Annotated in this window: 19 protein-coding genes; 8 read left to right on the top strand and 11 right to left on the bottom strand. The window is 68.9% G+C overall.

The genetic code is table 11. The annotated features are described in order from the left end of the window. Nucleotides 1-172: 172 nt before the first annotated feature. Nucleotides 173-799, top strand: a complete 627-nt coding sequence (locus L3Q65_RS31360; RefSeq protein ID WP_182889592.1) for an alpha-ketoglutarate-dependent dioxygenase AlkB — start codon at nt 173-175, stop codon at nt 797-799. On the opposite strand, the gene L3Q65_RS31355 is transcribed toward L3Q65_RS31360, so the two are convergent. From L3Q65_RS31355 to L3Q65_RS31335, 5 genes are read right to left on the bottom strand one after another with little or no spacing between them, the layout of a single operon-like run. Further along, nucleotides 768-1,643 (bottom strand): biotin-dependent carboxyltransferase family protein, encoded by an 876-nt coding sequence (locus tag L3Q65_RS31355; protein ID WP_182889593.1) that lies wholly within the window; start codon nt 1,641-1,643, stop codon nt 768-770. The genes L3Q65_RS31360 and L3Q65_RS31355 overlap by 32 nt on opposite strands. Then, entirely contained in the window at nt 1,640-2,254 is a 615-nt protein-coding gene (locus L3Q65_RS31350) for an allophanate hydrolase subunit 1 (RefSeq protein ID WP_237597365.1), read from the bottom strand. The genes L3Q65_RS31355 and L3Q65_RS31350 overlap by 4 nt, the downstream gene beginning before the upstream one ends. After that, a complete protein-coding gene (locus L3Q65_RS31345) occupies nt 2,251-3,000 on the bottom strand; it encodes a LamB/YcsF family protein (RefSeq protein WP_237597364.1) in 750 nt (249 codons plus the stop codon). The genes L3Q65_RS31350 and L3Q65_RS31345 overlap by 4 nt, the downstream gene beginning before the upstream one ends. Nucleotide 3,001: 1 nt before the next feature. Further along, on the bottom strand, nt 3,002-3,796 hold the full coding sequence (locus L3Q65_RS31340; protein WP_182889596.1) for a putative hydro-lyase: 795 nt from the start codon (nt 3,794-3,796) through the stop codon (nt 3,002-3,004). Continuing rightward, the gene (locus L3Q65_RS31335; RefSeq protein ID WP_237597363.1) at nt 3,793-5,052 is read right to left on the bottom strand and encodes an MFS transporter; all 1,260 of its coding nucleotides are present in this window, start codon (nt 5,050-5,052) and stop codon (nt 3,793-3,795) included. Before L3Q65_RS31335 ends, L3Q65_RS31340 begins: the two co-directional genes overlap by 4 nt. A 148-nt stretch (nt 5,053-5,200) precedes the next feature. On the opposite strand from L3Q65_RS31335, the gene L3Q65_RS31330 reads away from it, so the two are divergent. Then, on the top strand, nt 5,201-5,878 hold the full coding sequence (locus L3Q65_RS31330) for a GntR family transcriptional regulator (protein ID WP_237600964.1): 678 nt from the start codon (nt 5,201-5,203) through the stop codon (nt 5,876-5,878). A 298-nt stretch (nt 5,879-6,176) separates the two neighbouring features. Here L3Q65_RS31330 and L3Q65_RS31325 read toward each other — a convergent pair whose 3' ends face one another. Beyond that, nucleotides 6,177-7,394 (bottom strand): glycoside hydrolase family 16 protein, encoded by a 1,218-nt coding sequence (locus L3Q65_RS31325; RefSeq protein WP_237597362.1) that lies wholly within the window; start codon nt 7,392-7,394, stop codon nt 6,177-6,179. Between the two features lie 249 nt (nt 7,395-7,643). Between L3Q65_RS31325 and L3Q65_RS31320 the strand changes: the two genes are divergently transcribed. Next, the gene (locus L3Q65_RS31320; protein ID WP_182889599.1) at nt 7,644-8,372 is read left to right on the top strand and encodes a DUF2306 domain-containing protein; all 729 of its coding nucleotides are present in this window, start codon (nt 7,644-7,646) and stop codon (nt 8,370-8,372) included. Between the two features lie 97 nt (nt 8,373-8,469). Here L3Q65_RS31320 and L3Q65_RS31315 read toward each other — a convergent pair whose 3' ends face one another. Both L3Q65_RS31315 and L3Q65_RS31310 read right to left on the bottom strand, forming a co-directional pair. Next, entirely contained in the window at nt 8,470-9,615 is a 1,146-nt protein-coding gene (locus tag L3Q65_RS31315; RefSeq protein ID WP_237597361.1) for an acyl-CoA dehydrogenase family protein, read from the bottom strand. Next, a complete protein-coding gene (locus tag L3Q65_RS31310; RefSeq protein ID WP_237597360.1) occupies nt 9,612-11,963 on the bottom strand; it encodes a bifunctional salicylyl-CoA 5-hydroxylase/oxidoreductase in 2,352 nt (783 codons plus the stop codon). The genes L3Q65_RS31315 and L3Q65_RS31310 overlap by 4 nt, the downstream gene beginning before the upstream one ends. Nucleotides 11,964-12,030: 67 nt before the next feature. Between L3Q65_RS31310 and L3Q65_RS31305 the strand changes: the two genes are divergently transcribed. Continuing rightward, nucleotides 12,031-12,423, top strand: coding sequence for a RidA family protein (locus L3Q65_RS31305; protein WP_182889602.1), 393 nt, complete (start codon nt 12,031-12,033; stop codon nt 12,421-12,423). On the opposite strand, the gene L3Q65_RS31300 is transcribed toward L3Q65_RS31305, so the two are convergent. After that, the gene (locus tag L3Q65_RS31300) at nt 12,413-13,261 is read right to left on the bottom strand and encodes a PaaX family transcriptional regulator C-terminal domain-containing protein (RefSeq protein ID WP_237597359.1); all 849 of its coding nucleotides are present in this window, start codon (nt 13,259-13,261) and stop codon (nt 12,413-12,415) included. The genes L3Q65_RS31305 and L3Q65_RS31300 overlap by 11 nt on opposite strands. 202 nt (nt 13,262-13,463) lie before the next feature. Between L3Q65_RS31300 and L3Q65_RS31295 the strand changes: the two genes are divergently transcribed. After that, nucleotides 13,464-14,078: a GNAT family N-acetyltransferase gene (locus L3Q65_RS31295; protein ID WP_237597358.1), complete on the top strand. Its 615-nt coding sequence runs from the start codon at nt 13,464-13,466 to the stop codon at nt 14,076-14,078. Nucleotides 14,079-14,110: 32 nt separating this feature from the next. Here L3Q65_RS31295 and L3Q65_RS31290 read toward each other — a convergent pair whose 3' ends face one another. After that, entirely contained in the window at nt 14,111-14,560 is a 450-nt protein-coding gene (locus tag L3Q65_RS31290; RefSeq protein ID WP_182889605.1) for a MarR family winged helix-turn-helix transcriptional regulator, read from the bottom strand. 86 nt (nt 14,561-14,646) lie between these two features. Here L3Q65_RS31290 and L3Q65_RS31285 point away from each other — a divergent pair, with 86 nt between their 5' ends. Then, complete coding sequence (locus tag L3Q65_RS31285; RefSeq protein ID WP_037811027.1) at nt 14,647-15,051, top strand: nitroreductase family deazaflavin-dependent oxidoreductase; 405 nt, start codon at nt 14,647-14,649, stop codon at nt 15,049-15,051. Nucleotide 15,052: 1 nt separating this feature from the next. Here the strand turns inward: L3Q65_RS31285 and L3Q65_RS31280 are convergent, their stop codons facing one another. After that, on the bottom strand, nt 15,053-16,195 hold the full coding sequence (locus L3Q65_RS31280; protein ID WP_182889606.1) for an FAD-binding oxidoreductase: 1,143 nt from the start codon (nt 16,193-16,195) through the stop codon (nt 15,053-15,055). Nucleotides 16,196-16,265: 70 nt separating this feature from the next. Here L3Q65_RS31280 and L3Q65_RS31275 point away from each other — a divergent pair, with 70 nt between their 5' ends. Both L3Q65_RS31275 and L3Q65_RS47710 read left to right on the top strand, forming a co-directional pair. Beyond that, nucleotides 16,266-17,141 carry a LysR family transcriptional regulator gene (locus tag L3Q65_RS31275; RefSeq protein WP_237597357.1) on the top strand — a complete coding sequence of 292 codons (876 nt, stop codon included), beginning with the start codon at nt 16,266-16,268 and terminating at the stop codon, nt 17,139-17,141. Then, nucleotides 17,072-17,422 (top strand): tryptorubin family RiPP precursor, encoded by a 351-nt coding sequence (locus L3Q65_RS47710; RefSeq protein ID WP_370648133.1) that lies wholly within the window; start codon nt 17,072-17,074, stop codon nt 17,420-17,422. Before L3Q65_RS31275 ends, L3Q65_RS47710 begins: the two co-directional genes overlap by 70 nt. The last annotated feature ends 29 nt before the right edge of the window (nt 17,423-17,451 follow it).

Below are 17,451 nucleotides of genomic sequence, written 5' to 3'. Positions count from 1 at the left end.
GAATGGTGACCGGCAAACACCCTCGGTGGCGAGTCCGAGTTGTAGCTGGCCAAGGTCTGGCGGGAGCCGAGGCGGTGTGGAATTCTCCGAAGCTTGGCGGCAAGTGGCGAGGGGAACCCGCCGCAGGAGCGCCCGTCCGGGTGACTCCTGCGGCCACCGGCCGCGAGGTGGCGTGATGGAGCTGCTGCCGCGTCCGCGCCGGGAAATCACCCCGGGCGCGGTGCACGTCCCGGATTGGCTCACCGTTCAAGAACAACGCGACCTCGTCACGGCCTGTCGTGGCTGGCGCGGTTACCGGTCGACCCGGCTGCCGGGCGGCGGCGTGATGTCGGTGCGCACGGTCTGCCTGGGCTGGCAGTGGCGGCCGTACCGCTACGACCGGCTGCGCGAGGACGGTTCGCCGGTGGAGCCGTTCCCCGACTGGCTGGCCGACCTCGGCCGCCGCGCGCTCGCCGCCGCCTACGACCGGCCAGCTGAGGACTACCAGCCCGACGTCGCGCTCGTGAACTACTACGACGCCTCCGCGAAAATGGGCATGCACCAGGACAAAGACGAGCATTCGACGGAACCGGTGGTCTCGCTGAGCCTCGGCGACGCCTGCGTGTTCCGCTTCGGCAACACCGAGCACCGGAACCGGCCGTACACCGATGTCGAGCTGCGCTCGGGCGACCTGTTCGTGTTCGGCGGCCCGGCGCGGCTGGCGTTCCACGGCGTGCCGAAAACCCTGCCCGGCACGGCGGATCCGGATCTTGGCCTGACCGGACGGCTCAATCTGACGCTGCGAGTTTCGGGAATGTGAATCGGACCCGCTGCCCGGGCCGGAGCTGGGCGGCGAGATCCAGGTCGTCCTCGTCGACGACAGCGGCGACGGGATAACCGCCGGTTACCGGATGGTCAGCCAGAAACAAGATCGGCACACCGGAAGGCGGCACCTGGAGCGCGCCCGGCACGGCGGCTTCGGGGGCTAGTTCGCCGACACGGGCACGGGTCAGCGCGGGGCCGTCCAGCCGGACGCCGACGCGGTCGAGGTCACTGGTCACGGTGTAGGCACCAGTGAGCAAAGTGGACAGTGCGGACGGGGTGAACCAGTCCAGCCGCGGTCCGGGTTCCAAGCGCAGCAGCGGTTCTTCCGCGAGTCGGCGCAGCGGGGCGAGATCGACGCAAGGGCTGCGCTGCACCACCGAACCGATCGGCAGCGACATCCCGGCGGCGAGGACCGGCGGGCCGAGTTTGCCCAGCGTGTCGGTGGCTCGCGCGCCGAGCACCGGCGGGACGTCGAGGCCGCCGCGTACCGCGAGGTAGCTGCGCAGACCGAGCGACGCGACGCCCAGTTCGAGTTCGTCGCCAGGGCGCAGGACGATCGGTGCACCGACGGCCGCAGCACGTCCACCAGCGCGGATCGGCAGCTGTGCGCCGGTGACCGCGACGACGGTGTGTTCCGAAACCCGCAGCCGCAGGCCGCCGAGGGTGACCTCCAGTGCCGCGTGCGTTTCCGGGTTGCCGACGAGCCGGTTCGCCAGCTTCAGCGAACCCCGGTCGGCCGCGCCGGACCGGCCGACGCCGACTGCCGCGTATCCGGGACGGCCGAGGTCTTGCACGGTCGCGAACGGACCGGGCGCGAGGATCTCGATCTTTCCGGTCACCGAATCGCCTCGAACCGCACTCGGGTGCCCGGGACCAGCAGGTTCGGCTGCTCGCGGCCGACATCCCACACCTGGGCGTCGCTACGGCCGAGCAGGTTCCATCCGCCGGGCGACGGATGCGGGTAGATCGCGCTGTATTCGCCGGCGATCGCGACCGCACCCGCGGGCACGCGCGTGCGCGGCGTGCTGCGACGCGGCAGGTGCAGCACCGGATCGAGGCCGGTCAGGTAAGCGAAACCGGGTGCGAAACCGCAGAACGCGGCGACGTAGGTGGCTGCCGAATGCCGTTGCACGACATCGGAAACCGACAGCCCGATGGCTTCGGCGACGTCCGCCAGGTCAGCGCCGTCGTAGCGCACCTGCAAGGTGACGGTGTCCGCGGAGCGCTCCGATACGTCCACTGTGGACAGTGAAGCAAGCGAACGTGCCAGTGTGGCCGAATCGGTGCGGGTCCGGTCGAACCGGACCAGCAGGGTGTGTGCGGCGGGCACGAGTTCGACGACGCCCTCAGGCTGAGCGGCTTCGCAAGCCGCCTGGAACCCGAGTACGTCGTCGACCTCCACCAGCAACGCGGAACGGCCGTAGCGCAACACAGTGCTCGGCTGGCTCATCCGAACGACCTCAGCACGACGCCGGATTCGGTGAGCAGCGCGCGAATCCGCCGGGCCAGCTCGACCGCGCCGGGCGTATCTCCGTGAACGCACAGGGAATCCGCCCGCAGCGTGAGCTTGTTCCCCTCGACGTCGACGACTTCGCCGGTGTTCGCCATGGTGAGCGCACGCGCGGCGACTTCGTCGGCGTCGTGCAGCACCGCGCCTGGCAGTTTGCGCGACACCAGTCGTCCTTCCGGCGTGTACGCGCGGTCGGCGAACGCTTCTGCGTACGCGGGCACGCCCGCCGCTTGAGCTGCGCGCAGCATTTCGGAATCTGGAGGACACAGCAGTGCCAGATCGGTGTGATAGCGCCGTACGCCTTCGACAAGCGCAGCCGCCTGCTCCGGATCGACCGCAGCGGTGTTGTAGAGCGCGCCGTGCGCCTTCACGTAACGCACGCAACTGTGCGCCGCGCGCGCGAAGGCGTCGAGAGCGCCGATTTGGTACAGCACTTCGTCCGCGAGGTCTTCCGGCGCGATGTCGAGCGCGCGACGGCCGAAGCCGGCCAGGTCGCGGTAGCCGACGTGCGCACCGATGGTGACGCCGCGTTCGGCCGCGCGTTCGCACACGCGGCGCATCACGCTCGCGTCGCCCGCGTGAAAGCCGCACGCGACGTTCGCGCTGGTCACGATGTCGAGCATGGCTTCGTCGTCGCCCATGGTCCAGGCGCCGAAGCCTTCGCCGAGGTCGCTGTTGAGGTCCATGTCATCCCACCTGGTAATCGCGGTCGGGTCGGTCGGTCAAGAACATGTACCCGGGGGCGTGCGTGATGGCGAACGGCGGACGCGACGCCATCAGCGCCGCCTGCGGGGTGACGCCGCAGGCCCAGAACACCGGCACGTCACCGGGCCGAGCGTCGACCGGATCGCCGAAATCCGGCCGGGCGAGGTCGGCGATGCCCAGCTCAGCCGGGTCTCCGACGTGCACCGGAGCGCCGTGCACCGCGGGCATCGCGCCGGTGACGCGCACAGCGTCCCCGATCAGGGTTTCCGGGATTTGCCGCATCGACACCACCATCGGGCCGCTCAGCCGGCCAGCCGGTTCGCACTGCCGGTTCGTCACGTACATCGAAACGTTGCGGCCCTGCTCCACGTGCCGCAGCGGGATGCCCGCGGCGCGCAGCAACGTCTCGAAACTGAAGCTGCAGCCGATGGAGAACGCGACCAGGTCACTGCGCCACACCCCGGTGGTGTCGGTGATCTCGCTGGTCAGCGCGCCGTTGTGCCAGACCCGGTAGCGCGGCAGATCGGTGCGCAGGTCTGCGCCGGGAGCGAGCTTCGTGGTCGGATCGCCGGGTTCGCTGACGTCGAGCACCGGGCACGGTCGCGGGTTGCGGGCGCAGAACTCGCGGACGTCGTCGGCCCAGTCCGCCGGGACGGCGATCAGGTTCGTCTGGGCATAACCGTCGGCCCAGCCGGTGGTCGGGCGTTCGGTGCCGGCGCGGAAGAGCGCGCGGGCCTCGGCCGGGGTGAGCGTCGACGGATCGTAGGAAGTGGTCATACCTCCACCAATTCCTTGCCTCGCGTTTCCGGCAGCCCGAGCAGTGCTGCCGCGGCGATCGCGTAGCCGACCGCACCGAGCACGATCGCGCCGCCAGCGCCGAGAAAGCCAACCACGGCGGGGAAAGCGGCACCGACCGCGCGGCCGAAGTTGTAGGTGAAGCCTTGTCCGGTGGCGCGCAGGGCGGTCGGGTACAGCTCGGCGAGGTACGCGCCGAAGCCGCTGAAGATCGCTGAAGTCGAGAAGCCGAGCGGGAAACTGATCAGCAGCATCAGGCCGTTCGCGCCGTAGGGCAGTTGCACGAACAGCACGATCAGCAGCGCCGAAACGACGGAGAACAGCAGGAACGTCTTCTTCCGGCCGAGCAGGTCGGTGAGGTAGCCGCCGCAGACGTAGCCGATGAACGCGCCAGGGATCAGCAGCGCGAAGTAGCCGCCGGTGTTGACCACGGACAGGCCGCGGCTGCTCTGCAGATACTTCGGCATCCAGGTGAACAGCGTGTAGTAACCGCCCTGGACGCCGGTCGCGAGCAGCGCGGCGAACACCGTGGTGCGCAGGAGTTCCGGCCGGAAAATCCCGGCGAGCGAGCCTTTGACCTTCGCGGAGACGCGGCGCGCGGACGCTTCCGGCGCGTCCTCGACACTGCGCCGCACCCACAGCACGAGCAGCGCCGGAATCACGCCGACCCAGAACAGCACGCGCCAGGCGATGTCCTGGTCGAGGACGCTGAACAGCACCGTGTAGACGATCACCAGCAGGCCCCAGCCGACCGCCCACGCGCTCTGCACGAACGCCACCGTGCGGCCGCGGTACTTGGCCGAGCAGTACTCGGCGACCAGCGCGGCGCCGACCGCCCATTCGCCGCCGAACCCGAGGCCCTGCAAACCGCGGAAGATCAGCAGCGTTTCGAAGTTGGGCGCGAAACCGCAGAGCACCGTGAAGATCGTGTACATCGCGATGGTCAGCTGCAGCGTGCGGACGCGGCCGATGCGGTCGGCGAGCACGCCTGCTCCGACGCCGCCGATCGCGGACACGACCAGCGTGACGGTGCTGAGCAGGCCCGCTTCGCCGGACGTGATGCCGAAGTAGGCGGTGATCGCGGCCAGGCCGAAGGGAAGGGTCTGGTAGTCGAACGAATCGAGGCCGTAGCCGCCGAACGCGCCGAGGAAGGCGCGGCGGCCCTTGTGGCCGAGCGAGCGATACCAGCCGAACGGGCGGGCCGCGTTCGCGGTGCCGTCGGCGACGTTGACGTTCATAGGGCACCTCACAAGGGGGACGAACTCATGGTGGCACGAGTCACATGGCCGCTACCGTACGGATCGTTCAACAATTCCACAAGTCCCTCATTTTATTGTTCACCGTCCGCTGGCTACGCTGGGCGACGTGGTCACCGACGGAGAGCCGATGGGCCTAGAAGCGGATCGCGGCCTGCTCGGCCGGACGAGCACCGCGGAGCGAGTCGCGGGCGTGCTGCGCACGCGCGTTTCCGAGGGGTACTTCCTGCCGGGAGTACGGCTTTCGGAGCAGGACATCGGCAGCGCGCTCGGGGTCTCGCGGAACACGCTCCGTGAAGCTTTCCGGCTGCTGACTCACGAACGCCTGCTGGTGCACGAGCTGAATCGCGGCGTGTTCGTGCGGGTGCCGAGCGTCGACGACGTCCGCGACATCTACCGCGTCCGCAAGATCATCGAATGCGCGGCGGTCCGCGACGTGACCGAGAAACCGGCGGCATACGAGAAGATCGCCAGCACCGTCGCGGACGGCGATCGCGCGGCGAAGCAGGCGCAATGGCAGGACCTGGGTACCGCGAATATCCGTTTCCACGCGGAGCTGGCGGCGCTCAGCGGCAGCGAGCGCATCGTCGAGCTGATGCAGGCGCTCGCCGCGGAGCTGCGGCTGGTGTTCCACGTGATGGCCGACCCGCGCCGCTTTCACGAGCGGTATCTGCCGCGGAACCACGAAATCCTGGACGTGCTCGCGACCGGCGACGGGATCGCTGCGGCGGAGATGCTCGCCGGCTACCTCGACGACGCCGAGGCGCAGCTGGTCGAGGCCTACGCGGAGTTGTCCGGGACCCGCTGAGCGGTTCGGCCGAAACCGGCCGGTTTGCCCGGGAAGGCAGCGAGAATGGCCGTTCGGCCCCTCCTGTCACCGGGAAGGCTCCACGGCGCACGCGGCCTGGCTACCTTCGGCAGTGGGCCGCGTGAGCGTGCCGCCCCGGGCGCCGGGACCCCCAGCCGACGCGCGGAGGCCGGCCCACGGCCGGGCGGAAGACCTTGGTTCCCGCCCGGCCCACGCGGTGTCCGCGGCGGGCCGTGGCCACCGGGGGGAGGTCACGGCCCGCCGTCCTTCCTTCGTCCGCAGTGTCCATAGTGGACGACTACTGGTTCACCGACCATTTCTGGTTGACGTTCCCGGTGCACGTCCACAGCTGCAGTTTCGTCCCGTTGGCCGAACTGACCCCGGCGGCGTCGAGGCACTTGTTCGCGTGCGGGTTGACGATGTCGTGCGCGGCGGTCACGACCCACTGCTGTGCGTCGCTGTTGTTGCAGTCGTACATCTGGACCGGGGTGCCGTCGGCGGTGCCGGAGTACTTGACGTCCATGCATTTGCCGAGCGCGCGAATGGTCCCGTCGCCGCCGATCGTCCAGTCCTGCGCGGCGTTGCCGTTGCAGTCGGTGATCTGCAACTGGGTGAAGTTCGCCGGATTGGCCCAGGGCACGTCGACGCATTTGCCGCCGATGCCGATGATCCGGCCGCTCGACCCGCCGGTGCCGCTCGTGGTCACGTGCACGTAGTCGACGACCAATTGCTCCGGGAATTGCGTGCCGCCGTCCGGATCACCGGGCCAGTCGCCGCCGACCGCGAGGTTCAGGATCAGGTAGAAGGGATGGTCGAAGACCCAGCGGTTGCCGTTCAGATCGGCGGGGGTGCGGGTCTGGTAGGCGTTGCCGTCGACCGACCAGACGATCTTGTTCGGCGACCAGTCGACCGCGTAGGTGTGGAAAGCGTCGGCGAAGACCGGACCGTTGTACGCCGCGCCGATGCCGCTTGCTCCGGAGTAGCCGGGGCCGTGGATGGTGCCGTGCACGGTGTTCGGCTCGCGGCCGATGTTCTCCATGACGTCGATTTCGCCGTCGTTAGGCCAGTTTCCGCCGCCGAGCATCCAGAACGCGGGCCACATGCCCTGGCCGCGCGGGATCTTCATCCGGGTTTCGACGTGCCCGTAGGCCTGGCTGAATTTGCCGGCGGTGTTGAGCCGGGCGGAGGTGTACTGGCAGGTGCCGTACCAGCAGGTGTGCCCGGAGTTTTCGCGTTTCGCGGTGATCACCAGGTGGCCCTGGCCGTCGAGCGCGCCGTTCGCGGCTCCCGCGGTGTACCACTGGCGTTCGTGGTTGTTTCCGTTGTTGTCGCCGGTTTCGTAGGTCCATTTCGACGCGTCGGCGGCGGCTCCGGCGGGTCCGTTGAAATCGTCGGTGAAACTGTCGGCGGCCGCCGCGGTGGGCGGGGCCAGTACGGCGGGCGCGGCCTGGAGGCCGAGCGCCAGCAGCGCGGCCGCGGCGAGTGCGGTGGGGAGACGTCTGAGGAAACTGGGCATGCGTGGTCACCTCGGTTTCGGGGAGGAACCTAAAGCCAGGGAGTGCTTTGTTGTGGCGGGCAACAAAGTAGGAGAAGTATGCCTGGTCTGGACCTCTGCGGCAATGGTCACGCTCGGTTCAGCGGGTCACCTGGCCGAGGGTAAGGCTGTCCCCACCGCGGTGACGCCAGTCGGCACCATGGTTCGCCGGCAGCCGCCGTCCTACGTTCGGAAGTGCCAGCCGAGAACGGACGACGGAGAGAGGCCGAGATGACGGCGGGGACGGATCTTCGACCACCGCGGGTGCCGCCCGCAGCGGACCGAACGAAACGGGTCGAGCCGAAGAAGCACTGGTGGCGGCGGCCGTGGGTGGGGCCGTTGGGACTGGTGGTGGTCGCGTTCCTGGCGTATTCGCTGCCGCCGTATCTGGCATTCGATCCGGCGCGGTCACGGGTGCCGTCGACGTTCCCCGCGCACTACTTGTTCCTGGTGGGGCACGTGGTGTTCGGATCGGTCGCGATGGTGACCGCGGCGCTGCAGATCTGGCCGTGGATCCGGCGGAAGTACCCGGTGCTGCACCGCTGCTCCGGCCGCGCGTACGTGTTCGCCGGCGTGCTGCCCTCCGGGCTGCTGGCGTTGACGATCGGCGCGGCGACTCCGTTCGGGCCGGTGACCCGGGCCAGTGACGTGCTGCTCGCCGTGGTGTGGCTCGGTACGACGTGGGCGGGCTATCGTGCCGCTCGCGAACGCCGGTTCGGCGATCACCGGCGCTGGATGGTCCGCAGTTTCGCGCTGACGATGTCGATCATCCTCAACCGGCTGATCGGCCCGATCGCGGCGATCTTCCTGGAACCGCAGCTCGCCACCACGTTCGGCGGCAGCGAAATCGCGCTGGGGCAGTCGATCGCGGCGCTCGGGGCGTGGGTGAGCTGGACGGTCGCGCTGATCGCGGCGCAGCTGTGGCTCGACCGGAAGCCGAACCGCCGCGCGAGTGTTTAGCCCTGGCTGAATAGTTTGTCGTCCGCGCCGCCTGCTTGTTAGAAAACCAGCAGGCGGCGCGGACGCATTCGGTGCGAGGGGTACACCGAATGCCGGCTCATCCGCGCCGCTGCAACGACCGCGCGATGATCGTCCGCTGGATCTCGGACGCGCCTTCGTAAATGCGCGGCGCCCGGACCTCCCGGTAGAGATGCTCCAGCAAATGCCCGCGCCGCAGTGCTCGTGCGCCGTGCAATTGCACCGCTTGATCCACCACATATTGCGCGGTCTCGGTCGCGAACAACTTCGCCATCGCCGCGCGACCGGCCAGATTCTGCTCGCCCGCGTCGTAAGCGGCTGCTGCGGCGTAGACCAGGAGGCGGCCGGCTTCCGTTCGCGTGGCCATTTCGGCCAGCGTGTGTGCCACAGTTTGCTGCTTCACCAACGGGCCGCCGAAGGCCTCGCGCGAAGCTGTGTACTCCACGGTCGCGTCGAGGGCGGCTTGTGCCATGCCGACCGCGAAAGCGCCGACGCTCGGACGGAACAGGTCCAAAGTCCGCATGGCTACGGCGAAACCGCGATTCTCCTCGCCGAGCAGTTCGTCGAGATTCACCCGGACGCCGTCGAATACCACCGTGCCGATCGGGTGCGGGCTCACCAAATCCAGGTGTTCGCCGCTGAGTCCGGCGCGATCGCCGGGGACGACGAAGGCGCTGACGCCGCGTGCTCCGGCGTCGGGAGTCGTGCGGGCGAAGACCGTGTAGAAGTCGGCTTCCGGGGCGTTCGAGATCCACATTTTCGTGCCGGTGAGCCGCCAGCCGTCGCCGTCTGGTTCGGCGGCGAGTTGCAGCGCGGCGGCGTCGGATCCCGCGTCCGGTTCGGTCAGTGCGAAAGCGGCGACGGCGTCACCGGCGGCTACGGCGGGGAGCCAGCGTTGGACCTGCTCGTCCAAACCGGACTGAAGTACCGGGTAGCTGCCCAAGCCCTGCAATGCCAAGGCGGTCTCGGCTTCGGTGCTTTGCGTGGCGAGAGCTTCGCGCAGCAAGCACAGGTCGGTCGCGGCGGCTTGCCGGGTCGGCTGTCCGCTTTCGACCCCGGGGAACAGCCGAGCGAGCAAACCGTGGGCGCCCATGGCCTTGAGCAGTGGACGGTTGACCGCGCCTTCGGCGCCGGCAGCGGCCAGGTCGACTAGCTGTTCGGCGGCGATTTTCCGGACGGAAGCGGAGTACGCGGTCTGTTCCGGAGTGAAAGCGAAAGCGTTCATCGGGCGTCCTCCGGTCGCCAGCGGGCATGGGCGGTCTGGTGGCCGCCGGTGCGGACCAGGTCGAGCCGCGGTTCTGGACCGTCGGTGCGGCCGGTTTGCGGCGGGCGTTTGCCCGCTGCCCACTGTTTCGGCCACGCCACCGGATACTCCTGCGCGGCGGCCGCGTGCAGGGTCCATTGTGGATTGAACAGGTGGGTGCGGCCGAGTGCGCACAGGTCGGCCCGGCCCGCCAGGATGAGCGAGTTGACGTCGTCGTAAGAGGAAATCGCGCCGACGGCGATCACCGCGGTGCCATAGCGGCGGCCGACTTCATTGCGGATCCGGTCGGCGTACGGCGTTTGGTAGCTGCGGCCGAACTTCGGCTTCTCCTCGCTGACCACCTGACCGGTCGACACGTCGATCGCGGCCGCGCCGTGTTCGGCGAACGCTTGCGCGATGGCGACGGCTTCGTCGGCGTCGTTGCCGCCTTCGAACCAGTCGGTGGCGGAGATCCGGACGGTGAGCGGACGGTCGGCCGGCCACACCGCGCGGACCGCGTCGAAGACTTCCAGCGGGAAGCGCAGCCGGTTTTCCGGGGAGCCGCCGTAGGAATCGGTGCGGTGGTTGGTGAGCGGGGACAGGAACGACGACAACAGATAGCCGTGTGCGCAGTGCAGTTCGAGCAGATCGAACCCGGCGCGTGCGGCAGCTTCCGCGGCCGAGACGAACTGGTCCCGGATCTCGCCCAGTTCGGCGACGGACAGCTCACGCGGCGTCTGGTTGTTCGGCGAGTACGGCAGCGCGGACGGCGCGCAGACCTCCCAGTTGCCTTCCGGCAGCGGGTCGTCGATGCCTTCCCACATCAGTTTCGTGGAGCCCTTGCGGCCGGAATGCCCTAGCTGCAACCCGATCTTCGCCGGGGTTTCGCGGTGCACGAACTCGACGATCCGCTGCCACGCGGCTTCCTGCCCGGAGGTGTACAGGCCGGGGCAGCCCGGTGTGATCCGGCCTTCGGCGGACACGCAGATCATCTCGGTCATCACCATCCCGGCCCCGCCGAGTGCCTTGCTTCCCAAGTGCACCAGGTGGAATTCGCCGGGAACGCCGTCGACCGCGGAGTACATGTCCATCGGCGACACGATGATCCGGTTCGGCAATTCGAGTGAACCGATCCGCACCGGCTGGAACATCGGCGGCGCGACGGAAGTGCCGAGCGAATCGGCGAACCACTGGTCCAGCGAGGCGGCGAATTCCTTGTCCCGCAGCTTCAGGTTGTCGTAGGTGACGCGACGGCTGCGGGTAAGCAGGTTGAACGCGAACTGTTCCGGTTCCTGATGCGTGTACTGCGCCAGATTCTCGAACCACTCCAGGCTCGCCTGCGCCGCACGCTGCGTAGAAGCGACCACTGGACGTCGCTCTTCTTCATACGCGGCAAGGGCTTCCGGAACACTCGGCTGCTCGTGCAGACACGCGGCGAGCGCGAGCGCGTCCTCCATGGCGAGCTTCGTGCCCGATCCGATCGAGAAATGCGCGGTGTGTGCCGCGTCGCCAAGCAGCACGACATTGTCGTGGACCCAGCTTTCGCAGCGGACCGTGCCGAAGGTGGCCCACTTGGAGTTGTTGGCCAGCAACTGATGTCCGTCGAAAATGTCGCCGCACAGCTCGCGGATCAGCTCGATCGACTTCTCGTCGCTTTCACCCGGGCCGAGTCCGGTCGCGGCGATCGGACCGAACGCCTGCTGCCACACGTCATCGTGCATCTCGAGGATGAACGTGCTGCCGTCCCGGCCGTACGGATAGCCGTGGACCTGCATGATGCCATGCGGGGTTTCGAGCACGTAGAACTTGAACGCGTCGAACACGAGGTCGGTGCCGAGCCAGAGGTAGCGGCACTGCCGGGTCTCGACGCTCGGCCGGAACGAATCGGCGAACGCCGTGCGCACCGCGGAATTCACCCCGTCCGCCGCGACCACGAGGTCCGAGGAAGCGGCCAGTTCGGCGGGATCCGGCGCGACACTGCGGAATCGGACATCAATGCCCATTTCGCGACACCGCTGCTGCAGGATCGCGAGCAGCCGTTTGCGGCTCATCGCGGCGAAGCCGTGCCCGCCCGAGGTCGACACGGTGCCGCGGTAGTGCACGTCGATGTCGTCCCAGCGCGCGAACTCCTGGCTCATCGCCTCGTGCACAGCCGAGTCGGCGTGCTCGATGCCGCCGAGCGTCTCGTCCGAGAAGACGACGCCGAAGCCGAACGTGTCGTCAGGCGCGTTGCGCTCCCAGACCGTGATCTCGTGGTCCGGGCCGAGTTGTTTCGCGAGCACGGCGAAGTAGAGGCCCGCTGGCCCGCCGCCGACTACTGAAATCCGCACGCGAACCAGGGTATGTCGTCTGTCCTACGGTCGTCAAGAAGACGATAGATGGGTTACGCTCACCGGCATGGAGCGGATCAATCCCCCCGAACTGGGCAAGCCGTCGGGGTTCTCGCACGCGGTGGCGGCGCAGGGCAGGCTGGTGTTCCTCGCCGGACAGACCGCATTGGACGCGGACAACCGGATCGTCGGCGACGGCGTCGTGGAGCAGTTCGAGCGCGCGCTCGGCAACCTGCTCACCGCGTTGCGCGCGGCCGGCGGCGAACCCGCGGACCTGTGCGGCCTGACCGTCTACATCGTCGACATGGACGACTACCAGGCACACGCGCGCGAAATCGGCCGCGTGTGGAAGCGGCTGGTCGGCGCGGATTACCCGGCGATGGCGGGCATCGGCGTCAACCGGCTGTGGGACGTCGAGGCGCTGGTGGAAGTGCAGGGCTACGCGGTGGTCAACCGCTGAGCACCTGCCGCAGGTGCGTGCGGGCGGCTTCCTCGAGCCGGTCGTGCAGCGTGAAGAACACCTCGGCGGCGCGGATGCCGGACCAGCCCTCGGGCAGCAATTCCGCGGGCAAGCACGGGTCGAGATACGGCATCCGCCGCCAGCCGGTGAGCACGCGCAGGTAGTCGGCGAATGCTTCGTCGGCGGGCGTCGTGCGACGGCGCTGCCACCGGCGCAGCGCCGGTTCGTGTTCTTCGAGGAACGCCGTGTACAGCTCGTTCAGCTGGTCCAGGTCCCACCATTCGCGCACCTTCTCGCGCGGGTCGCCGAAGGCGAGGTGCTCGGCGCGGAACAGGTCGGCGTACTCGGCGAGTCCGAGCCGCTCCAGCGTGCCGACGGTGACCTCGTACAGGTGCGCCGGCGCGATCCAGACGCCTGAGGACGCGGTGCCGAACCCGAGCCTCGACAACTGTGTCCGCAGCACGTGCCGCTTGTGCCGTTCGGCTTCCGGCACCGAAAACACCGCGAGCAGCCAGCCGTCGGCGAGCTTCGCGCGGTCCCGGCGGAAGATCCGCTCGTCGCCTTCGCGCAGCAAATCCAGTGCGGTACCGGACAATTCGTACCCGGCGGCTCCGTCGCGGCGCACCGCTTCGAGCACGCCGCGCCGTTTGAGCCGGGAAATCGACGACCGCACGGCGGGTTCGTCGACCCCGACCGCGGCCAGCAAATCGATCAGCGAGGCGACCGAAAGCCATTCGCCGCCCGCCTGGTGATGCACGCCGTAGACCGACACAATGAGGTGCCTTGGCTGGGTCGCGCGCCCGCCGTCGGCGTCGGCTGCTTCCGGTACGGCCGTCACCCGATCACCATACAGCGCGGTTCGCGGCCAATCCGACTACCGCCAGAGGCGGAGACGGGTTTCCGGCGAGCACATCGGCTGCGGACCGTCTCCGCCTGCCTTCCGGTCGGATTGGCAACTGGCGAGGGGTAGCATTCCCGGCGCGATGGCGTTTGTGAGCAATGCACCTTTGGTGAGCCGGCTGACCCGCCGCGGACGGCTGATGGCAAAACGCACCTGCGACCGCCGGGGACATGCCTTCGCGTTCGGCCGGTTCCTTTTCCGCACCCCCACCGCCTGGGAGTACGCGGCGGCGGTCGCGGGCGGCAGCGATCCGGCCGCGCAGCGCTGGCTCGGCTGGCTTCCCGATTCGGTGGTGGCCGAGCCGATGCGCGGCGAGGCGCTGCGCGTCATCCCCGGCACCGGACCGGACTGGACCACGCCGGACCCGCATTCGGTGGACGTCGTCGCGATCGATCTCGTGGCGGGCCGCTGCGCCGGTCTCGTGAGCGTGCACGCCGGCGAGGACGGCGGCCCGGAAACCGGCGGCTATCTCGCGCCGGGGTATCGCGGGCAAGGATTCGGCCGCGACCTGTTCGCCGCGGGCCTGGTGCTGGCGCATGAGCATCTCGGGCTTTCGCGGGTGCGCGCGGGCGCGGAGGTCGGCAACGTCGCGAGCGGCCGTTCGCTGGAAGCGGCCGGACTGCGCCGGGTGCCGGGCCCGCCGCAGTACACGCTGCCGGACGGGCGGGCCTGCGAGGCCTGGTGGTATCAGCACGACGCCGCTTGGCCGCGGAAATGCGCGGGACCGCAGGCGCAGTGGCTAGTCGCCTCGTGAGTGGCAATACCGGTTAGAACCGGCGTTGCCACTCACGACCCGTACTCCTCATACGCCCGCAACGTCCTGATCACCACTGCCCGCTCGCCAGGACTCAACGGCGCCAGCGCCGCCTCCCACGCCTTCGCCCCGCGGGCGAGCCACGCGTCCACGGCGGGCCGCTTGTCCGCGTGGATGCTCACGATGGTGCGCCGCCGGTCGTCCGGGTCCTCGGCGCGCTCCAGCACGCCTTGCCGGGACAGATCGCCGATCATCAGACTCGCTGTGGTGGGCGCGATTTCGAGCCGTCCGGCGAGTTCGTTGACCGTCATCGGGCCGTCGAACAACAGGTAGGCCAGCAGGGACAAATGCCGCGGCGCGAGCGCGACGTCGTCGAGTTCCGGAGGCGGCGGCGTCCGCTTCGCGCGCCCGACGAGACGGGGCATGAGCAGCAGCAGTTCGCGGACCCCGTCCTCGACGGTCGGGCCGGATTCGGTGGCCATGCCGCGACAGTACCTGCGCGTGTGTTGACAGCCCGATTCGCGCGATCCTAGGTTTGTTGTTACATCATCAATCAGGGAGTTTTCCGATGTCGGACTGGAACCAGCAGATCATCGACGAGTTCCGCGCGAACGCGGGCAAGGTCGGCGGCATGTTCGAGGGCAAGAACATGGTGCTGATCACGCACACCGGCGCGAAAAGCGGCAAACAGCGGGTCAGCCCGCTGGTGTACACCACTGACGGCGACCGGATCGTGATCGTCGCGTCCAAGGGCGGCGCGGACACCAACCCGGACTGGTACCACAACCTCGTCGCGAACCCGGCCGTCACGGTCGAGATCGGCACCGACAAGTTCCCGGCGAAGGCGAAGCTCGTGACCGACCGCGCCGAGCGCGACCGGCTGTACGCCAAGATGGTCGAGCACGCGGAGGGTTTCGCGGAGTACGAGAAGAAGACCGAGCGGCTGATCCCGGTCTTCGTTCTCGAGCGCTGACTCAGTCCAGCGGCTGTCCGTAGACGAAGCTCCGCAACCGTCCAGTCGACATCGGGTCCAGCGGAGCGAACAGCTTGGCGTGCGCGGCCCGCACGGTCGCCGCGTCCGGTTCGATCATCGACAGCGCGCGCACGGTGTAGCGCGAATCAGCGGTGAAGTCCGGTGCGGATGAGTGCCGGTACGCGCCGCCGAGCAGATCGATGATCAGCACAGTCGGAACCGGGGCGTCCGGGCCGGCGTGGTCGAGCACAGTGCTCAGCACGTCGTCCCGGAGCTCCGGCAGCACGCGGTTGTCGCCGAGGTACGAGTGCGGGTTCGGCGGTTCCGCGGCGATCTTCCCGGAATCGGTGAACGGCATCGTGGTCAGCGTTTCCTGGAGCGGGCCGAGGGCACGCAGCGGCGCGACGAGCTCGTCTCCGCCAATGCCGGGATAAGCCACGCGGATGTGCGCGATGTGCTTGCCGCGCAACGGTTCCGGCACCATCGGCAGATTCGGGTACGGCACCATCGCGACCGAGGTGCCGACGGTGTCCGGCAGGTCGAGGGTCCAGTCGCGCCAGGTGCGCAGGACGTCCGGGATCTTGGCGGTGTCGAAGTACAGTCCGCCGCCGTAAAGCGTGGTCACTGGCACCAGTTCGAACTCCAGCGAGGTCACGATCCCGGCGTCGATCGGACCGGTCGTGCGCCTGCCGTCGGGACGGACGATCTCGGCGGAGCGGACGCGGTCCGAGGCCAGTCCGAAGTGCCGGCCGAGGAGACCGAAACCGCCGCCGAGGGTGTAGCCGACCACGCCGACGCCGGGGGCCGAACCGCTCAGCGGCGCGAGCCCGTGCTCCGCGGCCGCGGTGATGACGCTGCCCCAGGTGGTTCCGGCTTCGACGCGGGCCGCCTTGCGGTCCGGATCGATGGTCACGCCGGTCATCCGGCGCGTCGAGATCAGCACGCCCTCGGCAGGCGCGCGCAGCCCGTGGCCGGTCGCCTGCACGGAAACCGGCAGGTCGCGCTCGGCCGCGAGCCGGACCGCGGCGGCGACGTCGTCCGCGCTGGTGGCGGCGACGACCAGTTGCGGGGTTGAGGTGATGCCGGTCTGGAACCCGGCGATCTCGTCGCGGTAACCGGCCTGGTCAGGGGTGAACGTCTGCATGCCATCAGCGTGCTGGCGTTTCAGTGATAAGTCCAAGAGATACTAGTTCCAGCAGCTAGAATTACTGGTTATGGAACTGCATCAGCTCGAGTACTTCGTCGCGGTCGCGGAGGAAGCCAACTTCACGCGCGCGGCGGCCCGGATGCACGTCGCGCAGCCCGGGGTCAGCGCGCAGATCCGGCGACTGGAACGGGAGCTGGGGCAGCCGCTGTTCGACCGGTCCGGGCGCACGGTACGGCTCACCGGCGTCGGCGAGGCCGCGCTGCCGCACGCCCGGGCCGCGCTCGCGGCGGTGGCAGCGGTGCGCGAGACGGTCGCCGAGCACGAGGGGCTGGTGCGCGGGCAGGTGGCGATGGGGATGGTGACTTCTCTTGGGCCGGTGGAGCTGCCGGAGTTCCTGGCCGGGTTCGCAGAGCGGTACCCGGGGGTGGAAATCACGCTCAGCGAAGCGAATTCCGATCTGATGATCGAGGCGCTGCGCGAGGGCCGGATGGACGTCGCGGTGATCGGCCTCGCCGACGGCGTGCCTGCCGGGCTGACCGCTCAGATCGTGCTCGACGAGGAGCTGGTCGCGGTCACCGCGCCGCGTGACGAATTCGCTGACCGTACTTCGCTCACCCTCGCCGACCTGGCCGAACGGTCGCTGATCTGCCTGCCGAAGGGCACCGGTATGCGGGGCGTGCTGGATCGCGGGTTCGCCGCGGCCGGGCTGCGTTCGCGGGTGACGATCGAGGCGAGCGACCCGAACGTGCTGGCCAAGCTGGCGATGCGCGGCCTCGGGGTGGCGCTGGTCCCGCGATCGCTGGCCCGGTACTACGCCGAGGAACTGCACACCCTGCGGCTGCGGCCGGAACTGCGCGGGCAGCTGGCGCTGGCGTGGCGGTCCAACGGCCCGGCCGGGCCCGCGGCCCGGGCGCTCATCGAGTTTGCCCAGTCGGCGCTCTAGTGAGCGGCGAAGGATACCCACGCCGCCTCGGACTCGCCAAGGAATTCGGGCCGGAATTCCCGAATCGACGACCGGGAACTCCCGAACAGAACCGGTCGAGTGGGCCGTTCAGGTTGTCTTGCCGCGAATTCGCGGAAATTCGTCGTACTGTCGGAATCGGCCGCGAGCGCGGTCGAAGTTCCGGAGAAGGCGGAGGTATTTCCGTGAAGCTTGTTCGTCTCGTGCGCAAGGCCCTTCCGGGCAAGAGCCTGAAGTCTTATGCCTGGTACGGCTGGATCTGACCGTCCCGTTAAACGGGACCGGCCGGTTT

The sequence above is a fragment of the Amycolatopsis sp. FU40 genome (assembly GCF_021903635.1).
Lineage (GTDB): Bacteria > Actinomycetota > Actinomycetes > Mycobacteriales > Pseudonocardiaceae > Amycolatopsis > Amycolatopsis dendrobii.
Note: the sequence above shows the minus strand (reverse complement) of the source record. Positions and strands in the feature narration are given on the sequence as shown.